We start from the raw sequence: 18,077 nt of genomic DNA on the forward strand, positions 1-18,077 counted from the left end.
ACGGTCTGGGCGTGCACCTCAAAGCGGCCCGCCATCGCCCGCATCTCGTGCGGGTCGGTCATAAAACGAGTTGCCATGTTGCCTTTCTCCTTTTCCTTCAAGTTTCGGTGTCGAAGTTCTAACAGTTGAAATTGATGCGGTGGTAGCCGCGTTGTGGATAGATTACGGCCTACCGGTTAACTGATCGCCTCAAACGGGTGACATGTACCCCCTTAATTCCCGTACCGGTTTTCCCGACATCAGACGACAACCTGCTTGGGCATGACGATCGGCTTGAAGCCGTACCGCGGTCCGGCGCCGTAGGCGCCGGCGCCCTTGGCCGCCGCAGCCATGCCCGGCATCCCGGGCATCGCCGCGACCGGCTCCGCCTCGGCCGCGGCCGTCCACCCCGAGCCCTCGAGGGGAGCGGTGGAGGAGGCCAACGACGCGGGGGCGGCCGCATTCCAACCGGCCGGCACCGACAGGCCGCCGACGGCGGAGGCCTCGCCCAGGGCGGCCGATGCGCCCGCGCCCGACACCGAGCCCACCATGGTGCCCGGAATCATTCCACCGGCGAGCGGCGTGACGGAGTCGGTGAGCGCGAACGGGATCGACGGCACCGAACCCAGCGTGTGGCCCAGGGAGACCGCGGTCGGGATGGTGTTGCACACCCACCATGCCGCGGTGTTCACCGCGCCGTTGATGCCGTTGAGCACCGACGGCGTGCCGAGGAAGTTGTCGATCGAGCCCAGAATGCCGTTGGTCGTGAACGGGAGGCTGGGCGCGGCCGCCGCCGCGGGAGCCGCCAGTGCCTGGGCCGTGCCGGCCGTCGAGTCCGCGGCCAGCGCGGTGCTGCTCGCGGCCGCGGCGGTCGCGGGGTTGGTGGTCGACGTAAGCGGAGTCACCGGGGTGAGAACCCCGGCGGCCGCGGAGGCGGCCTGGTAGGCGGCCATCATGGCGGCGTCCTGCGCCCACATGGCGGCGTACTGCGCCTCGGTCGCGGCGATCGCGGCCGAGTTGATGCCCAGGAAGTTGGTGGCCACGAGCGTCGCCAGCAGCGTCCGGTTGGCCGCGATCACCGGCGGCGGCACCGTCGCCGCGAACGCGGCCTCGTAAGCGGCCGCCGAGGCCATGGCCTGCGCGCTCGCCTGCTCGAGCGTCGCCGACGTCTCGGTCAGGTAGGCGATGATGGGCTGGGCCGCGGCCGCGGCCGCAGCCGAGCCGCCGCCCGTCCACTGCTCGCTGGTCAGCAACGAAATGATCGACTCCCACTGGGTCGCCGTGGTGCTCACCTCGGCGGCCAGGTTGGCGTACGCCGTTGCGGCGGCCATCAGCGGCGCGGCGCCCGCGCCGGCGTACATGAGGGAGGAGGTGATTTCCGGCGGAATTGCTGCAAAGTCAAGAACCATTTGTGTTTCCCGCTCCTTTTGTCTGTAGGGATTTGAAGTTTTAGACGGCCGTGGGCTTGGGCATGACGATCGGCTTGACGCCGTAGCGCGGTGCACCGAAGCCGGCGCTGTTGCGCGCGGCCGCGCCCATTCCCGGCATCCCCGGGATGATCCCGCCCGTGCCGGCCTGCGGCGCGGCGGCGGTCCAGCCGACCGTCTCGAGCGGCGCCGCGCTGGTGCCCACCACCGGGGTGGCCGGGGCGGCCCACGTCGGCGGCACCGAGAGCTTGCCGACCAGGCTCGCCTGGCCCGCCGCGGCCATTGGCGCCGCGCCGATCCCGGCCATACCGCCGCCTGCCATCGGCGCGGTCGTGTCGGCCAGGCCCGCCGCGTCGGCCGCCTCGCCGGCGGCGTCGGCGGCGGAGGTGTCGAGCAGACCGCCACCGGCCAGACCCAGGAGGTCGGAACCGGCCGAGGCCCAGTTGCCGCCGCCGATGTTGAAGAGGTTGGCGGTGTTGCTCGAGAGGCCGAAGATCCCGCCGAGCATTTGCGGGTTGGTGCCGTTGCCGGTGCTACCGAGCAGGTATGCCAACCAGTCCAGCGGGGTGTTCGACGGCGCGGCGGCAGCGGCGGCGGCCGGAGACGCGGCGCTCGACAGCGTGGCCTGGGCCGCGTTGATGGCCTCGGTGTCCCCGTAGCTGCCGGAGCTGATGCCCAGGGTCTGGGCGTAGTTCTCGAGCAGCGTTTGCGCCTCGGTGGCGATCGCCTGGTACTGGGTGCCGTACGCCGAGAAGATCGCGGCCTGCTGGGCCGACACCGGGTCGGCGGCGGCCGGAGCGATGACCGTGGTCGCCGCCGCGGCGCCCGCGTTCTGCGCGGCCAGGTTGGTGTTGATCCCCGACAGCAGCTGCTCGGCAGCGAGCATCTCTTCGGTCTGTGTTGTCAGAAATGCCATCGATTGCTCCTAATGTTGGAACGAGTCGACCCCCATGTGTTGGTCGACCTGTGTGTTCGCGTAACGGCCCCTGTGCGTTGGCGTAACACTAACGACCCACGACTCCACGGTCCCGACCGAAAGCGCCAGCGTGACAGCCGTTTACGGCTTTTTAACGATGAAGTCGGTAGTTTTAACACGGTCCTGCCGCGCGACATAGTGATGTGATCTGTCATCTGCCGGAAAGCCGGGGTTAATGCGCGCGGGCGCGGATCCTAACCGACGGCACCCGGTACCGCACGTCGGGCATTTCGCCTAATCGAGCGGGGTGCGATGTCCCCGGGCTCGCGCATGCGCGCTAGATTCGCCGCCGAGCCCCCATAGCCCAATTGGCAGAGGCAGCGGACTTAAAATCCGCCCAGTGTCGGTTCGAGTCCGACTGGGGGCACCGGCGAATGTGCAGGCAGGTAGCGCATGGAGGCCGTCGGGCAGCGGTGGCCCTGAAAGTCCGAGCCCCGGGTCAGCGCCGCACCGTCACTCACGATCCGCTCACGCCCATGAGGTGATCATCTCATGTTGGCCAGCCGGGGCCAACGCGACGACGACGTAACGATTTGGGATCGGTAGTCAGTCGGCCCGCATCTACTTATCGCACGCGCCGCCACCAGGTGGCGCATCCCGCGTAGGCAGGAAACGAAAGGAGCCGGCCATAAACACCACCGTCGCTACCCGTTACGCAGCCCCTTCGACTACTCGTCGAACCCGCACGGCCGGCCTGTACGCATTGAAGCCGTGGTTCACCGCAAGGCTGGCCCCGATCGTCGACATTGCGGTGGCTCGGCGAGTGTCTCCGGACCTCTTCACCGCCGCCGGTGTCGCCGCGGCCGGTGCCGCCGGAACCGCCATCGCGTTCGGCTGGTGGCCGCTGGCGGCGGTCTTCATGGTGATCCGGCTGGCCGGCGCCAACCTTGACGGAGCGGTCGCCCGAGCGCGTCGCGTGAGCCGGCCGTGGGGCTTCGTGGTCAACGAACTCGGCGACCGCACCGCAGACCTGCTCGGCTTCGCGGGCCTGGCGGTCTGGGCTGCGCGGCAGCACGGCTCCGGATTGCACTGGTTGTCCTGGCCCGTGCTTCAGGTTCTGCTGGCCGCGCTAGCCGCCACGCTGCCGACCTTCGCGTCGCTGGCCGTCGCCGCGGCGGGCCTCACGCGCCGCAACGGCGGACCGCTCGGCAAGACCGAACGCTGCCTGTTCCTCGTGCTGGCCACGGCCTTTCCCATCGCCATGCCGATCCTGCTGGCGCAGTTGGTGAACGGATCGCTGCTCACCACCGTCCTGCGGCTGCGGGCCGCGCATCGCGAGTTGAAGACGCGGCGCGCGCACGAAACGCCGGTCGAAACGACCGAGCGCCTCGCGCTGTTCGAGCAGTTCGACGCGATCACGCAGCCGTTCATCGTGACTCACCAGCGGTTCGACGCCGTCACGCTGCCCATGGCGCAGGTGGCCGCATGACCATCAATCGGATTGCGAGCGCCCTTCGCCACTGGCTGTGGCGGACGGTGTGCGCCGTCTCCGGCGGCCTCGCCGTGACCGGGCGATGGGACGTCGAGGGCGGCTGCATCGTCGTCGCCAATCACGCCTCGCACGCCGACACCGCGGTGCTGGTGGCGGCGTTGCCGTCCTCAGCTCGCCCGGTCTTCGGCGCGGCGGCCGATTACTGGTTCGACGTGCCGGTGCGACGCTTCATCGCGACCTCGCTGATCGGAATACTGCCGGTGCGACGCTCGGGCGACGGCAACTACGACGCGCTGTTTGCGGCCGTCGGCCCGGCGCTGCGCGCGGGACGGACCGTCGTCATCTATCCCGAGGGAACGCGGTCCACAGACGGCACCATCGGCGAATTCCGTTACGGCGCAATACGTCTAGCACGAGACTGCGGGGTGCCCATCGTTCCGGTGGCGATCGTGGGGACTGCCGAGGTGCTACCGAAGGACGGAAGCTTCTCGCCCGGCCCGATGGAGGTACGCCTCGGAACGCCTGTCGATCCCCACACCACCTCCGCATCGCAACTGCGGTCGCGGGTGCTGGCACTGCGGGGCGACGTCGTGGCCGATGACCGCTTCGCGCTGGCGTCGTAGAGCCGGCGGCCCACAATGTCACTCGTCGAGCACTGGTTGCCTCGTCTCGATCGGCGGATGTCGCTCAACATCGACCTGGGTCCGCTGCACGTTCACATGTATTCGCGGGCTGTGTTCCTGATGTGGGTCACGGTGGCGATCCTCGCGGTCGCGGGCATCGCCGTCGTGCTCTCGCGCAAGCAGGAGTTGGTCCAGAAGTGGCGCACCTGGGTGCTGATCGCACCGGCTGTCGGGCTCCCCGTCTGGGCCGGCCACGGCACGGCGGCGGGGTTGGCCGCGGCACTGGCTGTCGTCGCGGTGATCGAGTACGCGCGACTGGTCAAGCTCGGCCGCGCCGACACCTACGTGCTCGTGGTCCTGGCCGTGGCATACCCGATCGCGGCGTGGCTGCGCCCCACGCTTCTCCAGTTCGCGCCGATCGTCGTGCTGCTGTGCGTGGTGCCCTCCGTCCTCGAGGGCGACGTCGAGAACGGCGCCAGGCGGGCCGCGTCCGCCGCGTTCGCGTCGGTGTGGATCTGCTGGTCGCTTTCCCACCTCGTCATGGTGGGGGCGGACGCGTATCTGTTGTGCTTCGCCGTCGCGGCCACCGACGTCGCGGCCTGGTGTGGCGGAAAAGGGTTGCGCCGCATGCGATGGGCGCGCAGGCCGCTGTCCCCGCTGAGTCCCAACAAGACCATCGGCGGGATGGTCGGCGCCATTGCCGGCGCGTTCGTAATCCTCACGCTCCTGGGCACCATCTCCGTCGGCCTGCTCATCGCCGTCTCCATCGGCGGTCTGTTCGGGGACCTGCTCGAGTCCATGCTCAAGCGACAGGCCCAGGTCAAGGACGCCGGTGGCTGGCTGCCCGGGTTCGGCGGCCTACTCGACCGCATCGATTCACTGCTCGTTGTCCTCCCACTCGCGTACTTCCTCGGATGAGAGATCTCGATGAATAACGACAAGCCCACGCTGCCGATCACCCTGCGTAACCGGACCGACGACGCCACGGATATGCGTGCCCGTTGGCGATTCCCGGCAACACCGTTCGGGTCGATCCCGATAGGTCCGAGCGTCGACCGGGAGAATCGCGTCCGGCCCGCGGCGACCGATGGCCTGCAGATGCGGGATGTCACCCTCTGCGTAGACGGCAAAACAGTTCTCCTGGAACGGGTTTCGTTCACGGCGCGCCCCGGCACCCTGACCGCCGTGATCGGTCCATCGGGCGCGGGCAAGTCGACGCTGGCCAAGGTCGCCGCCGGGGCGCAGCGGCCGACCGGCGGGACGGTGGCTTTCCAGGAGAGGGCCGTGCACGCCATGCGCGGCGAGATCGGGATGGTGCCCCAGGACGATCTGGTGCACGGCCGACTCACCGTCGCACAGGCGCTGCGGTTCGCGGCGGAACTCCGAATGCCCGCCGACACCACCGCAGCCGAACGCGGGCGGGTGATCAGCACGGTGCTCTCCGAACTCGAGCTCTCGCCGCACGCCGACACCCGCATCGACAAGTTGTCGGGCGGCCAGCGTAAGCGCGTGTCGGTGGCGGTCGAATTGCTGACCGGCCCTGACCTATTGGTGCTCGACGAACCGACGACGGGGCTGGATCCGGCCCTGGACCGCTCGGTGATGGCGATGCTGCGCCGGTTGGCCGACGCGGGCCGCGTGGTCGTGGTGGTGACGCACTCGTTGACGTTCCTGGACATGTGCGACCAAGTGCTGTTGCTCGCGCCCGGCGGCAAGACGGTTTTCTGTGGCCCACCCGATCGGCTCAGTTCCTATCTGGGAGCGTCGGATTGGGCCGACATCTTCACGAAGGTATGCGCCGATCCGAACGGTCTGCACCGACGGTTCATGCAGGCCCGAGGGGCCGAGTCCGCGGACACCGGGTGCCGCGCCGCGCCGGTGCAGCCGACGTGGCAACCGCCCCGGCTGGGCGTGTGGCGCCAAACGTCGACGCTCGCACGCCGCCAGGTGCGGTTGCTTGCGGCGAACCGGGGTTACCTCGCCTTTCTCGCGGTGTTGCCGTTCGTCGTCGGCCTGCTGCCGTTGACCGTCACGGGCCATGCGGGCCTGAGCCACCTGCCGGCGCCTGGCGCACCGCCGTTCGAAGCCAAGCACATCGTCGCGTTGACGAGCTTCGCGGCGATCCTAATGGGAACCACACTCACCGTCCGCGATCTCGTCGGCGAACGCGCCGTCTTCCGGCGCGAGCGGGCGGCGGGATTGTCGGCGTCGGCATACCTGCTGGCGAAAACGACCGTCTTCGGCGCGGTCGCGGTGCTGCAATCCGCGATACTCGTCCTGATCGTCACGGCGCCTTCGATCGGCAAGCCTGGCCCGTCGAGTGCGGTGGTCTTGGGCAGCCCGACCTTCGAGTTGTTCGTCGGCGTCGCGGCGACGTGCGTGGTGGCCGTCGTTCTCGGGCTTGCGCTTTCGGCTCTCGCGCGCACCGGCGACCAGGTCATCGTGCTGTTGGCGATGACCCTGATGGCGCAACTGGTGCTCGCGGGCGGTTTCATCCCGGTGACCGGCCGACCGCTGATGGAGGCCCTTGCCTGGCTGACTCCCGGACGATGGGGGTTCGCGGCCACTGCGTCGACGGCCGATCTGACCAAGCTGGTGGCGGGGGTTGCGAACGAGTCGCTCTGGCGGCACTCCAGCTCGGCATGGCTCATGAACATGGCCATGTTGGCAGTGCTTGCCGCGCTCTTCGCGGGCATCGCGCGGTGGCGCCTACGCCGTTGAGGCACCTCGCTGCCGGGCTAGAGCCTTTGTGCCCTGTCTAGCCGGCGCCGCCGGAACGAAGATCACCATGCACGGGTTTAGGAGGCGTGGTGATCAAGCAAGCCATGGTGGGCGCTGCGGCGGTGCTTCTCTTGGTGTCGGGCTGCTCGTCTGGAAGCCGCAACGGCGGTGGCGGCACGACCACCACGAGCACGTCTCACGCCCAGGCGGTGCGCGGCTGGGTCGAGCTGACCCAAGGCCACATGCAAGACCTGGGCATCGCGATGGGCAAGGCCACTTTCGCCGTTGGTACCCAGGACTACGCCGCTCTCGGGGCGGCCTGCCGCGACGGCCACGAGGCGGCGAGCTTCCTGCAAGGGCATATGCCGTCCCCCGACAAGGAGCTCACCGACGCGTTGCAAGCCAGCCTCGACGACTTCGACGCCGCCTCCCATTTCTGCGTCGCTGCGATCGAGGATCGCGACACGAACGAGGCGCGCCACGCGGGCGAATTCATGAATTCCGCGGAGGCGCATCTCACCACCGCCAGCGCCATCCGCGACCGCATTGTCAACGGGGCCGGTTAAGACCGTGTCGGCGCGACGCCGCCGAGCCCGAAGGCGCCGGGCACAGTAAGTTGGTCGCGACCGCCACCGCGAAGGAGGGTGCGCCGAAGTGACCGACGATCCGCGGGGCGACGAGGTCTCCCGCCAATACGATCGCTGGGAGTATCCGCCTCCGGTGACCGACCTGGCGGCGTGGAGCAAAAACCACTGGGATTGGTTCGATCCCTTCTGGGCGCACCGGGTGTTGTGGCCGGACCGGGACTACAAGCCCGACCTCGACATCCTGATTGCGGGGTGTGGCACCTTCCAGGCGGCTCTCTTCGCCTTCATGAACCGCGGCGCCAACGTGGTCGCGATCGACGTCAGCCGGTCGGCGCTGAAGCACCAGCAGTTCCTGAAGGACAAGCACGGCCTGGACAACCTGGAACTGCGCCTGCTGCCCATCGAAGAGGTGTCGACCCTGCATCGCGACTTCGACCTCATCGTGTCCACCGGCGTCTTGCACCACATGGCGGATCCGCTGGCCGGGCTCAAGGCGCTCGGCGGGTGCCTGCGCACCGAAGGCGCGCTGGGCGTCATGCTGTACGCGAAGTACGGCCGGCTCGGTGTCGACATGCTCGAATCGGCCTTCCGCGACCTGGGGCTGACGCAGGACGACGCGTCGGTCCAATTGGTCAAGGAGGCGCTCGCGGTGTTGCCGGCCGATCATCCCGTCCGCACCTACCTGAAGGGGGCTCGCGACCTGGTGTCCGACGGCGCCCTGGTCGACACGTTCCTGCACCGCCGCCAGCGCGCTTACACCGTTGCCGAATGCCTGGACCTGGTCGGCTCCGCCGGGCTGGCGTTCCAGGGCTGGTTCCACAAGACGCCGTATTACCCGCACGACTTCGTCGCGCCGGCGAGCCGGTTCCAGGCGATGCTCGACGAATTGCCCGACGCCGAACTCTGGTCGGTGATGGAACGCCTGCAGCCTGCCAACGCCAGCCACTTCTTCATCGCCTGCCGCCCGGAACGTCCCAAAGAGCACTACGCGATCGATTTCTCGACGGCCGCGGCGCTGGACTACGTCCCGCTGCTGCGGACGGCCTGCCTACTCAGGGGCGAGGAAATTCACCTGCCCGGCACGACGCTGAAGCTCAACCCGGCCCAGCTGCCCTTCGTTGCGCAGGTCGACGGCCGTCGCACGATTGGCGAGATCATCGAGTCCATGGCGCGGCGCGACGACGTGGGCCCGGAAAACGCCGACTTGGTGCGCGACTTCGGGCGCAAGCTGTTCCAGTCGCTGTGGCGGCTCGATTTCCTGGCGATGGCGCTGAAGAACGCGTGAGAGGCTTTGCGCCGCAGAGGTTTTAGCCGGTATCCGCCGCCGGGTCTTCGATGACGCCGTGAGCCAGCCGCGCGATGAGGCCCCCGATGTCGGTTGCCGCCGCCGTATGGTCCACAACGCCGGCCCGCAGCGCGTTTGTAGGCAGGTCGGGGAACAGCGCGTCCGAGGGTTCTTGGACGACGGTCGTCCCGCCCGCGGCCTTGATGGCGCGTAGTCCGGCCACGCCGTCGTCGAGCATCCCCGACATCAGGACACCGATCGCTTGGGGGCCGTAGTCGGAGGCCACGGACCGAAACAGGATGTCGATCGCGGGCCGCCGGCCGTATTCCAGTGGTCCATCCCACAGCACCACGTGATCGGCCCGCGCCAGCAGATGGCGGTCGGTCACCGCGGTGTAAATCCGGCCGGCTTCCAACGGCGCGCCGTCGACCGCCGCGACCGCCGGCATGGGGCCGCTGCGGTCGATGATCTCGGCCAGGCGGGAAGGCGTGCCCCGGCTCATGTGGATGACGATCATGACGGCGAACGGAAGTTCGGCCGGCATCCCCGCCGCCAATTCGCACAGCGCTTCGATGCCCCCGGCGGATGCGCCGATTGCCACCACGCCTTCGGCGGGTGCAGCGTGACGCTCCATCGCTCGACCTAGCCTTGCTCTGCCCTGGCTGACAGCTCGGAGACCCCGCCACCGTTTACCAGCGTAGGACTTCAACCCTGGCCCTGCCACACACGGATTGCCAAGGGCCATAAGCCCTCCGATCGCAAAGGCGTTGGTGACAGGGCCATCGCGGCTCGCCGGCGGCCCGGGGCGGCCTGCGGACCAAATGTTCGGCCTGCCGACCGCGCCGCGAACCACCACTCATACACTGACCCATCGTGGGCATGCTCTCTGGTCTTGCGCCGTGGATCGCGTACTGGGTGCTCGTCGGAAACGTTCCGCTTTCCGCCGCCGCGATTGTCGGGTTGGTTGTCGCGGCCATCGCGCTGGTGCTCGAAAGCGTCACCGGCAAGCCGGAACGTACGTTCGAAATCGGTTCCGCCGCAGTGTTTCTGGTCTTGACGGCGCTGACTTTCGCGCTGGGATCCCCGTTCGCCCAGCGGTGGATGCTGCCGCTGAGCGCCGCCGGGTTCTTCCTGGTGGTGCTGGTCGGCACGCTTACCGGCAAGCCGTTCGTGCGCCCCTCCGCCGCCGCGGAACACCCGGCCGATGTCGTCAAGACCGGGCTGTTCGGCCGGATGGTCGGCGTCCTGAGCTGGATCTGGTTGGCGACGGCGGCCGGCATGGCGGTGTCGTCGGCGATCCCGCCGATCGCGCGCGGCGACGCCACGATCCTGGACACCACGACCCCGCTGTCCTACGCGTGTTACTGGATCGTTCCGTTCACCCTGTTGGCCCTGGCGGCTCTCGCGTCGCGGTTCCTGGCCCGGCGGATGCTGGTCGGCATCGACGACCTCGAGCGGGAAACCTCTTTCGTCGCCTACGACGAGGCGACCATCGACGAGCTCTACTACCTCGCCCAGGAACACGCGAACCGCGAGGTCGGCCCGGGCAAGGAGGCCTACAACGTGAAGGTGGGGGGCGCGGGCACCCCGTTGACCGGCGACGAGTCCCGCAAGTCATGGCCGTCGACCTATAAGGTGCGCGACAAGCGGCGCTGAGCGCTCGGGTTTTTCCGATACGTTGGTTTCCGGCGGGCCAGCCCCATGCGCCCCGCTCCCGGTGTCGGCCAGCCCACGAGGAGTCGCGATGAACGCGCCCAGTCCAGACGCCATCCGCGCGGAGACCATCACCATCACCGGGCACGGCGGCGACGAGATCGAGGCTTACCGGGCTTCCCCCTTGGCGGAGGGGACGCGCGGCGGAGTGGTGTGGATCCATCACATGCCGGGCTATGACCGCGAGACCAAGGAGTTCGTCCGGCGCCTCGCCGTCAGCGGATACCATGCCGTCGCGCCGAACCTCTATTCGCGCGAGGCCCCGGGCGCGTCGCCCGACGACGCCGCGGCGGCGGCGCGCGCCGCGGGCGGGGTGCCCGACGAGCGGCTCGTCGGTGACGTCGCGGGCGCGGTCGAGCACCTGCGTTCGTTGCCGGGCGCCAACGGCAAGTTCGGCGTCATCGGGCACTGTTCGGGCGGCCGGCACGCCTACCTGGCGGCGTGCTCGCTGCCGTTCGACGCCGCGGTGGACTGCTACGGGGCGTTCATCGTCGAGGATCCGCCGGAGGGCATGCCCAAGGTCATGAAGCCGATCCTGCAGCTGGCACCGCAGCTCGGCTGCCCGCTGCTCGGCCTGTTCGGCCTCGACGACCGGTTCCCGGCGCCCTCGGCGGTGGCCGCCCTGGACGAGGAGCTGAACAGGCTGAACAAGCCGCACGAGTTCCACTCCTACGCTGGCGCGGGTCACTCGTTCTTCTCAGTCGATCGCCCCGCGTACCGGCCGGAGGCCGCGGTCGACGGCTGGCGCCGCATCGACGAGTTCTTCGCCACCCACCTGAAAGGTTAGGTTTCGCCGCTCATGTGCACCTATCTCACCGAACACGTCGCGATCGACGGCAGCGGCAAGGGCGCCACGGGGTGGTTCGGCGCCAGCCGCGCGACCGTGTACGTCGACCATCCCGTGCACGCCGCCTACGGCCACACGGTGAACATCGACGTCATCAACCCGGAGCTGGGGCCGTCGGCGCGGGTGGCGCTGGAACTCACCGAGGAAAGCGCCCTGGCGCTGGCCGACGCCATCCGCGCGGCGATCGCCCACGCCCCGGCCGGGCTGGCATCGAAGGATCAGCCGTGACCGCCGAGCGCGACTACCCCCAGATGGCCGCCGCGCGCGGCAGGGTCGAGCCGGCGCCGCGCCGGGTGCGCGGCTACCTCGGGGACGCGTTGATCTTCGACACCACCGCCGCGCTGTATGTGTGGGAAGTTCCGTACTACCCGCAGTACTACATCCCGCTGGCCGATGTCCGTGCGGAGTTTCTGCGCGACGAAAACCACCCGCAGCGCGTGCAATTCGGTCCGTCGCGGCTGCACTCCATCGAGGGCGCCGGCCAGACGCACCCGTCCGCCGCGCGGGTGTTCGACCCCGACGGCGACGGGCGCGTGGCCGGCACCGTGCGATTCGAATGGAATCGGCTGCGGTGGTTCGAGGAAGACGAGCCTATCTACGGCCACCCGCGCAATCCGTATTCACGCGTTGACGCGCTGCGCTCACACCGGCACATTCGGGTCGAACTTGACGGAATTGTGCTGGCGGACACCAGTTCTCCGGTATTGCTGTTCGAAACAGGTTTGCCGACAAGATATTACATCGACCCGACCGACATCTCCTTCGAGCACCTCGAACCCAGCACGACGCAGACGCTTTGCCCGTACAAGGGCGTGACGTCGGGATACTGGTCGGTGCGCTCCGGCGACACGCTGCACCCCGACCTGGCCTGGACCTACCACTACCCGTTGCCGGCCGTCGGCCAGATCGCCGGTCTGGTGGCCTTTTACAACGAAAAGCTCGATATCATCGTCGATGGCGCCGCATTGGCCCGTCCACAAACCCAATTCAGCTAGCGAACCCGTGTGATCTTTCCCTCTTCGCGCGCACAGCCTGAGAATTTCTTAACCTGGACGACGCCAACACGTTGACCGGCGACGTTAGCGGCGTACGCGAAATCCGCCGGATGCGCGTTTGCGTCGCTTTCGCTACGGGTAAGCGACTGCGATACAGCGTAATTGAAAGCCTGAGCAGAACCTGAGTGCGGGGAGTGACGTAGCTAACGTCGGGGGATTTCGACCCGCTTGGACGCGAATTTCGGCCGGTAGACTCGCAAAAACCAGTCGCTTCAGCGCCTTTCGGTGCTGAGATCCTTCCTGGACCCGGAGGCCGATCGTCGCGCAAGTCCGGCGACTTCGCCCCCGTGCCGACAACATAGCAAAGGCGGTGCAGCGTGAGCGGTATGAATGACCGCAAGGCCTTCTCCGACGACCGGAATGAGCGGACGTTCCGATTCCACGACGCCCCGGTGGTGCAGATCCCGGTGCGAAACGGTCCGATCAGTGACATCCGCATCAACGGTGACGGCAGCCGGCTCGTGGTGGCCAACCATGGCGGCGACACGGTGGCGATCATCGACACCGATTCCCGTCGGGTGGTGCAGACACTGGGCATCGACGAACCGTTCGCGATCGCCCTGAGCGGTGGGGACGCCCCACGCGCCTACATCAGCGCGGCGTCGGCGGCGTATGACTGGATCGCCGTCGTCGACCTCACCACCAACGCGCACGTCGCGACGCATCCGCTGGCGTCGCACGTCAGCGACCTGACCGTGAGCGCCGACGGGCGCTTCGTGTACGCCAGCCGCAACGGCGCTACCGGCGCCGACGTCACGGTCGTCGACACCACCACGGGCGACTTCGAGGTGGTCGACCTCGCCACCACCCCCGGGACCACCGCCGACTGCGTCCGCATCAGCCCCGACGGGCGGCACGTGTACGCCGCCACCAACGGGGCGTCCGGCGGCCAGCTGGTCGTCATCGCGACCGGGGCACGGTCCGACGGCCGCGTCGTCGGCTCCTATGACCTGGGTCTGCCCATCCGCGACGTCGCGCTGAGCGCCGACGGCGGCACGGCCTACGTCGCCAGTTGTGGCCCCGTCGTGGGCGCGGTGCTCGACGTCATCGACACCCGGACCCGCAAGATCACCGGCACGCGCAAGCTCAGCGAGGTGGCCGGCCCGCTCACCCGCCTGTCGCTGAGCTGCGACGGCCGACGCGCCTACCTGGTCAGCGACGACCGCGTCGTGGTGGTGTGCACGCGAACGCACGACGTCATCGCCGACATCGGCGCGGTCAAGCACCCGTCCTGCGTGGTTGAAAGCCCCGACGGCCGATACCTCTACATCGCCGACCACGCCGGCGCGGTCACCGTGCTGCCGATCGCCGCGGGCCCCGGGCCGGCCGAGGCGCCGACCACCGGACTCCGCGAGCTGCCCCAGCGCGAGCCCGTCTTCGCGTAGCGGCGATCGCCGGCGCCGGCGAGGCTTAGGGTGGAGGCTGCCGACGGCCCTTCGCCGCCGGCCCGCGGCGCGGCCGAACCGCGTCCCGCGAGTCGACATCAGGCGACGCTTGAAAAGGCGGTACCTCAATGGACAGCACGATGCAGGACTTTCCGTTGACGATCACCGCGATCATGCGGCACGGCTGCGGCGTGCACGGCGCGCGCACGGTCACCACCGCTACCGATGACGGCTACCGGCGCGCGAGCTACCGGGAACTGGGTCAGGACGCCGCGCGGCTGGCGAACGGATTGCGCCGCCTCGGCATCACCGGGGATCAGCGGGTTGCGACGTTCATGTGGAACAACGCCGAACACCTGGCGACCTACCTGGCGGTGCCGTCGATGGGCGCCGTGCTGCACACGCTGAACATCCGCCTCTTCGCCGAACAGATCGTCTATGTCGCCAACGAGGCCGAAGACCAGGTGGTGCTGGTCGACGCGTCGCTGGCCAAGCTGCTCGCCCCAGTGCTGGGCGACCTCAAGACCGTGCACACCGCGATCGTCGTGGGGGAGGGGGACACCTCCGCGTTCGAGGGCTCGGGCAAGACCGTGCTCCGGTACGCCGACGTGCTCGCCGGCGAGCCCACCGAGTTCGACTGGCCGGAGATCGACGAGAAGTCCGCGGCCGCCATGTGCTACACCAGCGGCACCACCGGCAACCCCAAAGGCGTGGTGTACAGCCATCGTTCGAGCTATCTGCACACCATGGCGGCCTGCACCACCAACGGCATCGGCGTGGGTTCCGTGGACAGCGTGCTGCCGATCGTGCCGATGTTCCACGCCAACGCGTGGGGCCTGCCCTATGCGGCGCTGATGGCCGGCGCCGACCTGGTGTTGCCCGACTGCCACCTGGACGCGCGGTCGCTGATCCGGATGGTGGAGGACGAGCGGCCGACCCTCGCGGGCGCGGTGCCCACCATCTGGAACGACGTACTGCATCGCCTCGAGGACGAACCCGATCACGACATGTCGTCGTTGCGGCTGGTGGTCTGCGGCGGCTCGGCCGTACCGGTCTCGCTAATGCGCACGTTCGAGGAAAAGCACGGCGTGCAGATCCGGCAGCTGTGGGGCATGACGGAAACCTCCCCGATGGCCACCATGGCGTGGCCGCCGCCGGGAACGCCCGACGACCGGCACTGGGCGTATCGCGCCACCCAGGGCCGGCCGGTCTGCGGGGTGGAAATGCGGATAGTCGACGACGACGGGCAGGTGCTGCCCAACGACGGCGAGGCCGTGGGCGAGGTGGAAGTCCGCGGCCCGTGGATCGCCGGCTCCTACTACCTGACGGCCGACGACTCCAAGTTCGACTCCGGCTGGCTGCGCACCGGCGACGTGGGGCGGATCGACGAGCAAGGATTCGTCACCCTGACCGACCGGGCCAAGGACGTCATCAAGTCCGGTGGCGAGTGGATCTCCTCGGTCGAATTGGAGAACGACTTGGTCGGGCACCCGCACGTGGTCGAGGCCGCGGTGGTCGGCGTGCCCGACGAGCGGTGGCAGGAACGGCCGCTGGCCGTCGTGGTGGCCAAGGAAGGCGCCGCGGTCAGCGCGGAGGATCTGCGAAAGTTCCTGGCGGAGAAGGTGGCTCGGTGGTGGCTGCCCGAGCGGTGGGCGTTCGTCGAGGAGATTCCCCGCACCAGCGTGGGCAAGTACGACAAGAAGGCCATCCGGGCGCGCTACGCCGAGCATGGCTACTGGGTGGTCGAGGCCCGGGACTGAGTTCCGGACTCGACGCTTGGGTACCGTCGAGACCATGTGTCGACTCTTCGGGCTCCATGCCGGGACGCGGGTCTGCTCGGCGACGTTCTGGTTGCTGGACGCCCCCGACAGCCTGGCCGAACAGAGCAAGAGGAACCCGGACGGCACGGGGGTGGGTGTCTTCGACGAATTGGGCCGGCCACGGCTGGACAAGCAGCCCATGGCGGCCTGGGAGGACGCCGCGTTCGCCACCGAGGCCCACGAGCTGACCGGCACGACGTTCATCGCGCACGTGCGCTACGCGACGACCGGTTCGCTCGACGTCCGCAACACCCACCCGTTCCTGCAGGACGCGCGGATCTTCGCGCACAACGGCGTGCTGGAGGGGCTCGACGTCCTCGACGAACGGCTGCGCGAGGTCGGCACGGACGCTTTGGTCCTGGGCGACACCGATTCCGAGCGCGTGTTCGCGTTGATCACGGCCTCGATCCGCGCGCTCGACGGCGACGTGGCCGCGGGCGTGGCCGACGCCATGAAATGGCTCGCGGCGAACGTGCCGATCTACGCGGTCAACGTTTTACTCAGCACGGCGACCGACATGTGGGCGTTGCGGTACCCCGAAACCCACGAACTCTACGTCCGGGACAGGTCCGGCGACGACGCCACCCAGGCCCCCGAATTCGACCTGCGCACCAAGCGAATTCACGCGCGATCGGAGCATCTCTGTACCCGGCCGTCGGTGGTGTTCGCCACCGAACGCATGGACACCGACCCGCGCTGGCGTCTGCTCGATCCCGGTGAGCTGGTCCACGTCGACGCCGCGCTGCGGGTCGAGAGGAGCGTGATCCTGCCCGGCCCGCCCGCGCACCCGCTGCGGCGGGCGGATCTGAGCGCGCCGGTTCAGGACGCGCAGCACGCGCTGCCGAGCGCTCGGCGATAACCCGTGGCGAACAGACGGGCGCTTGTGCTGGCGGGCGGGGGAATTGCGGGAATAGCCTGGGAGACAGGCGTTCTGCGCGGCATCGCCGATGCGTCACCGGCGGCGGCGGAACTATTGCTGGGCTCGGACGTGCTGGTGGGGACCTCGGCGGGTTCGGCGGTCGCCGCGCAGATCGGCAGTGGCAGCACGCTCGACGCGCTGTTCGACCGGCAGGTCGCCGAATCGTCGGCCGAGATCGATTCGGGTGTGGACGTCGAAACCATCACCGCGATGTTCCTGTCCGCCCTGGGCGAGCCCTACCCGGATCCCTCGGACCGGACGCGGCAGCAGCTGCGGCGGATCGGTGCCGTGGCCGTGGCGACGCAGACCGTTCCGCCGCCCGTGCGCCGCGGGGTGATCGCGCGGCGCCTGCCGTCGCACGACTGGCCGGACCGGGAGCTTCGGGTGACCGCAATCGACGTCGCCACCGGCGAATTGGTGGTTTTCGACCGCGATTCCGGCGTCGACCTCGTCGACGCGGTGGCGGCCAGCTGCGCGGTACCCGGCGCGTGGCCCCCGGTGGCGATCGCGGGCCGGCGCTACATGGATGGCGGGGTTGGCAGCACGATCAACCTCGGCGTGGCCGCCGATTGCGACGCGGCGGTGGTGCTGGTGCCCTCGGGTGCGGACGCGCCGTCGCCGTTCGGCCCCGCGCCGGCCGCGGAGGTCGCCTCCTTCGCCGGCGCGGCGCTCGCGGTTTTCGCCGACTCCGGCTCGCTGGCCGCGTTCGGTTCCAATCCGCTGGACCCCAAGTGCCGCGTCGACTCGGCGCTGGCCGGACGCGAGCAGGGCCGTCGCGAGGCGCCCGCCGTCGCGCGGTTCTTGGGCGTGTGATCAAACCCGTTGCGGTAGTGTGGGTTTCAGTCCTCGGTCGCGGGTAGCGCGGCGCGGTCGTTCTCGAAGGCGTCCAGCGCCTCGTCGGCCAGCGCGCGGCCCACGGCGATCACCTCCGCCGCCCGGTGAAACTCCAGGCCCCGGCACGTCGAGCGGGGGATCTCGATCAACAGATCGGGCGGGTAGACCGCCAGCGTATGGCGCGCCAGCGCGGCCTGGGCGATGTCGATCGTCCGATTCATCACCTCGAAGCTGCCCAGCTTCGGGATATCCGGCCCGATCTCGGCCAGTTCAGCGGCCGTATCATCTTCGGCCCCAGACGATTCCGCGTCCAGATCCTCCGACCAACTGTCCGCTTCCCCGGTGGACCCACCGAACCTGCCCAGCACGGCTCGCGCGGTCGGCCGGTCGAGCAGCGACCGGGCGGCGGCGGTGTCGAGCAGCGCGGAGGTGCTGCGCACCATGCGATTCAGCCACTCGGCCGTGACGCCGGCC

At 69.0% G+C, this 18,077-nt stretch carries 17 protein-coding genes, 1 tRNA gene and 2 pseudogenes; 15 read left to right on the top strand and 5 right to left on the bottom strand.

From position 1 onward, the window contains the following. From A5702_RS25360 to A5702_RS00860, 3 genes and pseudogenes are all read right to left on the bottom strand, one after another. Positions 1-77, bottom strand: a pseudogene (locus A5702_RS25360) (WXG100 family type VII secretion target); the annotation flags it as partial. A gap of 162 nt (positions 78-239) precedes the next feature. After that, on the bottom strand, positions 240-1,388 hold the full coding sequence (locus A5702_RS00855; RefSeq protein WP_067819344.1) for a PPE family protein: 1,149 nt from the start codon (positions 1,386-1,388) through the stop codon (positions 240-242). 40 nt (positions 1,389-1,428) lie between these two features. Then, the gene (locus tag A5702_RS00860; protein ID WP_068217440.1) at positions 1,429-2,322 is read right to left on the bottom strand and encodes a PE domain-containing protein; all 894 of its coding nucleotides are present in this window, start codon (positions 2,320-2,322) and stop codon (positions 1,429-1,431) included. A gap of 353 nt (positions 2,323-2,675) precedes the next feature. Here A5702_RS00860 and A5702_RS00865 point away from each other — a divergent pair. From A5702_RS00865 to A5702_RS00895, 7 genes are all read left to right on the top strand, one after another. Continuing rightward, a tRNA-Leu gene (locus tag A5702_RS00865) sits at positions 2,676-2,749 on the top strand. A 396-nt stretch (positions 2,750-3,145) separates the two neighbouring features. After that, positions 3,146-3,811: a CDP-alcohol phosphatidyltransferase family protein gene (locus A5702_RS00870; protein WP_231964950.1), complete on the top strand. Its 666-nt coding sequence runs from the start codon at positions 3,146-3,148 to the stop codon at positions 3,809-3,811. After that, positions 3,808-4,437: a 1-acyl-sn-glycerol-3-phosphate acyltransferase gene (locus A5702_RS00875; protein ID WP_068217443.1), complete on the top strand. Its 630-nt coding sequence runs from the start codon at positions 3,808-3,810 to the stop codon at positions 4,435-4,437. The genes A5702_RS00870 and A5702_RS00875 overlap by 4 nt, the downstream gene beginning before the upstream one ends. A 57-nt stretch (positions 4,438-4,494) precedes the next feature. Continuing rightward, on the top strand, positions 4,495-5,355 hold the full coding sequence (locus A5702_RS00880) for a phosphatidate cytidylyltransferase (RefSeq protein WP_231964951.1): 861 nt from the start codon (positions 4,495-4,497) through the stop codon (positions 5,353-5,355). 9 nt (positions 5,356-5,364) lie between these two features. Further along, entirely contained in the window at positions 5,365-7,158 is a 1,794-nt protein-coding gene (locus tag A5702_RS00885; protein ID WP_068217446.1) for an ABC transporter ATP-binding protein/permease, read from the top strand. 89 nt (positions 7,159-7,247) lie between these two features. Further along, the gene (locus A5702_RS00890; protein WP_156669432.1) at positions 7,248-7,724 is read left to right on the top strand and encodes a hypothetical protein; all 477 of its coding nucleotides are present in this window, start codon (positions 7,248-7,250) and stop codon (positions 7,722-7,724) included. A gap of 88 nt (positions 7,725-7,812) precedes the next feature. Beyond that, positions 7,813-9,030, top strand: a complete 1,218-nt coding sequence (locus tag A5702_RS00895) for a methyltransferase (protein WP_068217452.1) — start codon at positions 7,813-7,815, stop codon at positions 9,028-9,030. Between the two features lie 22 nt (positions 9,031-9,052). Here A5702_RS00895 and A5702_RS00900 read toward each other — a convergent pair whose 3' ends face one another. After that, on the bottom strand, positions 9,053-9,664 hold the full coding sequence (locus tag A5702_RS00900) for a chemotaxis protein CheB (RefSeq protein WP_082955900.1): 612 nt from the start codon (positions 9,662-9,664) through the stop codon (positions 9,053-9,055). A 239-nt stretch (positions 9,665-9,903) separates the two neighbouring features. Here A5702_RS00900 and A5702_RS00905 point away from each other — a divergent pair, with 239 nt between their 5' ends. The 8 genes from A5702_RS00905 (at position 9,904) to A5702_RS00940 (ending at position 17,582) form a co-directional block, all read left to right on the top strand. Continuing rightward, positions 9,904-10,686, top strand: a complete 783-nt coding sequence (locus A5702_RS00905; protein WP_068217456.1) for a hypothetical protein — start codon at positions 9,904-9,906, stop codon at positions 10,684-10,686. An 88-nt stretch (positions 10,687-10,774) separates the two neighbouring features. Further along, positions 10,775-11,530: a dienelactone hydrolase family protein gene (locus A5702_RS00910; protein WP_055404036.1), complete on the top strand. Its 756-nt coding sequence runs from the start codon at positions 10,775-10,777 to the stop codon at positions 11,528-11,530. 12 nt (positions 11,531-11,542) lie between these two features. Then, positions 11,543-11,818: a DUF6295 family protein gene (locus tag A5702_RS00915; RefSeq protein WP_055404035.1), complete on the top strand. Its 276-nt coding sequence runs from the start codon at positions 11,543-11,545 to the stop codon at positions 11,816-11,818. 23 nt (positions 11,819-11,841) lie between these two features. Next, entirely contained in the window at positions 11,842-12,585 is a 744-nt protein-coding gene (locus A5702_RS00920; protein ID WP_068217466.1) for a DUF427 domain-containing protein, read from the top strand. 386 nt (positions 12,586-12,971) lie between these two features. Further along, the gene (locus A5702_RS00925) at positions 12,972-14,030 is read left to right on the top strand and encodes a beta-propeller fold lactonase family protein (RefSeq protein WP_231964952.1); all 1,059 of its coding nucleotides are present in this window, start codon (positions 12,972-12,974) and stop codon (positions 14,028-14,030) included. Positions 14,031-14,158: 128 nt separating this feature from the next. After that, the gene (locus tag A5702_RS00930; protein ID WP_067819326.1) at positions 14,159-15,790 is read left to right on the top strand and encodes a long-chain fatty acid--CoA ligase; all 1,632 of its coding nucleotides are present in this window, start codon (positions 14,159-14,161) and stop codon (positions 15,788-15,790) included. 34 nt (positions 15,791-15,824) lie between these two features. After that, positions 15,825-16,709 carry a class II glutamine amidotransferase gene (locus A5702_RS00935; protein WP_068217469.1) on the top strand — a complete coding sequence of 295 codons (885 nt, stop codon included), beginning with the start codon at positions 15,825-15,827 and terminating at the stop codon, positions 16,707-16,709. 3 nt (positions 16,710-16,712) lie between these two features. Then, complete coding sequence (locus A5702_RS00940) at positions 16,713-17,582, top strand: patatin-like phospholipase family protein (RefSeq protein ID WP_068217463.1); 870 nt, start codon at positions 16,713-16,715, stop codon at positions 17,580-17,582. 26 nt (positions 17,583-17,608) lie between these two features. On the opposite strand, the pseudogene A5702_RS00945 reads toward A5702_RS00940, so the two are convergent. Then, positions 17,609-18,077, bottom strand: a pseudogene (locus tag A5702_RS00945) (esterase); the annotation flags it as partial.

The sequence above is a fragment of the Mycobacterium sp. E3339 genome (assembly GCF_001666915.1).
In the GTDB taxonomy this organism is placed as follows: domain Bacteria; phylum Actinomycetota; class Actinomycetes; order Mycobacteriales; family Mycobacteriaceae; genus Mycobacterium.